The following is a 2,281-nucleotide window of genomic DNA, read 5'->3' on the forward strand; positions in this document are numbered from 1 at the left end:
GCGCCGACATCGCCGAGGTACGCGACATCTACCACAAGCGCCGCGACGTGATGGTCGACGCCTTCGGCCGCGCCGGCTGGACCATTCCGGCACCGGCGGCATCGATGTTCGCCTGGGCGCCGATCCCGGAGCCGTTCAAGCATCTCGGCTCGCTCGAATTCTCCAAGCTGCTCATCGAACATGCCGACGTGGCCGTGGCGCCCGGTGTCGGCTTCGGCGAGCATGGCGACGAATTCGTGCGCGTTGCTCTGGTCGAGAACGAGCACAGGATCCGGCAGGCGGCGCGCAACATCAAGCGCTTCCTGTCGACCAGCGCCAAGCAGCCCAACAATGTCGTGCCGCTCTCCGCTCACCGGTAAGCTTGCCGCACGCAAATTCGATCTGACTTTGAGGGACGTCGCCGGACATGGCTGAAGCATTGCGTGTTGGAATTGCCGGCCTCGGCACGGTCGGTGCATCGGTGGCGCGCGTGCTGCGCGACAAAGCGGTGGAACTGACCCGCCAGTGCGGCCGTGACGTGATCGTCACCGCCGTCTCGGCGCGCGACCACAAGCGCGATCGGGGCGTCGATTTGAGCTCTGCAAAGTGGTTCGACGATCCGGTCAAGATGGCCCAGACCGCAGAAATCGACGTGTTCGTCGAACTGATCGGCGGCGACGAGGGCCCGGCGCGCTCATCGGTGAAGACGGCACTCGAAGCCGGCCGTCACGTCGTCACCGCCAACAAGGCGCTGCTGGCCAAGCATGGCGTGGCGCTGGCCGAGATCGCCGAGAAGAAGGGCGTGCTTCTCAACTACGAGGCGGCGGTGGCGGGCGGCATTCCCGTCATCAAGACGATGCGTGAGGCGATGGCCGGCAATTCGGTCACCCGCGTGTTCGGCATCCTCAACGGCACCTGTAACTACATCCTGACCCGCATGGAGGCCGAGGGCATCTCGTTCGATGCTTGCCTGAAGGACGCGCAGCGGCTGGGCTATGCCGAGGCTGATCCGACCTTCGACATCGAGGGCCACGACACGGCGCACAAGCTGTCGATCCTGACCAGCCTTGCCTTTGGCACCAGGATCGCCGCCAACGACATCTACATGGAAGGCATTTCCAACATCACCCAAGCCGACATCCGCGCGGCCGCCGATCTCGGCTACCGGATCAAGCTGCTGGGTGTCGCCCAGCGCACCGAGAGCGGTATCGAGCAGCGCGTGCATCCGACGATGGTGCCGACCGCATCGGTCATCGCGCAGGTGCATGGCGTCACCAATGCGGTGGCGATCGAAACCGACATTCTGGGCGAGCTGCTGCTGTCCGGCCCCGGTGCGGGCGGCAACGCCACCGCATCGGCCGTCATCGGCGACATCGCCGACATCGCCAAGAGCCGGCCAGGCTTCCAGCATGGTCCGGTCTTCGGCCGGCCGGCCAAGGAGCTGAAACCCTACAAGAAGGCGCAGATGCGCAGCCATGCCGGCGGTTATTTCATCCGGCTGACCGTGCACGACCGCATCGGCGTGTTCGCGGCAATCGCCAAGCGCATGGCCGACAATGACATCTCGCTGGAATCGATCGTCCAGCACGCAGTCAACGGCGAGGCGGCGGCACAGAAGACGGTGATCCTTGTCACCCACGAGACGACGGAGGCCGCCGTTCGCAAGGCGGTAGACGGCATCACCAAGGACGGACATCTGACCGACAAACCGCAGGTCATCCGCATCGAACGGGCAGGGTAGCTTTGTCCGACAGTCGCGCGGGACAAGAATTCCGCAGGCATTGAGGTCCGGTCTGGAGGCAGGCAGCTGCCACAGACCGGAACGAATTCGCGTCGACGCCGTTCTCTTGGTCACCAACCAGAGGAACCGCTTCATGGCTGACACCAACAAATCCGACACCCCCGATATCGACGACATCCAGAAGACGTTGGAAAAGCAGATTGCCGAACTGCGCAAGGAGATCACCAAGATCAACAAGAGCATTTCGGCGCGGGGCGCGGAGATGCTCGATGACGCCAGCGAACAGGCGTCCGAGTTGTACGACACCGCGGCGAACCGCGCTTCGCGTACGGCGCAACAACTGCGCAGCCAAGCCCAGGCTGTTTCGGAAGTCGCGCGCGAGAATCCTGGTACGACGACAGCTTTGGTCGGCGTGATCGGCCTGCTCGGCTTTCTGGCCGGCTTCGCCATTGCTCAATCGACGAACGATACCTCCCGCCGCTGGTATTGACCGCAGCGCAATAGGGCCGGGCTTCCGGCCTTTTCTGTTGTTTTCAGCAAATCACTTTTAAGGAGGACACC

General features: G+C 63.7%; 3 protein-coding genes. All 3 read left to right on the forward strand.

Annotated features, from left to right (window positions below; genetic code table 11):
- The coding region (locus EN969_RS27495; RefSeq protein WP_127419561.1) for an aminotransferase class I/II-fold pyridoxal phosphate-dependent enzyme at positions 1–359 on the forward strand (359 nt) is incomplete at its 5' end.
- 47 nt (positions 360–406) lie between these two features.
- Positions 407–1,720, forward strand: coding sequence for a homoserine dehydrogenase (locus EN969_RS27500; RefSeq protein ID WP_013531990.1), 1,314 nt, complete (start codon positions 407–409; stop codon positions 1,718–1,720).
- Positions 1,721–1,853: 133 nt separating this feature from the next.
- Complete coding sequence (locus EN969_RS27505; protein WP_024505708.1) at positions 1,854–2,210, forward strand: hypothetical protein; 357 nt, start codon at positions 1,854–1,856, stop codon at positions 2,208–2,210.
- Positions 2,211–2,281: the final 71 nt, after the last annotated feature.

It is taken from the genome of Mesorhizobium sp. M7A.F.Ca.CA.003.01.2.1 (genome assembly GCF_003998945.1).
Taxonomy (GTDB): Bacteria; Pseudomonadota; Alphaproteobacteria; order Rhizobiales; family Rhizobiaceae; genus Mesorhizobium; species Mesorhizobium ciceri.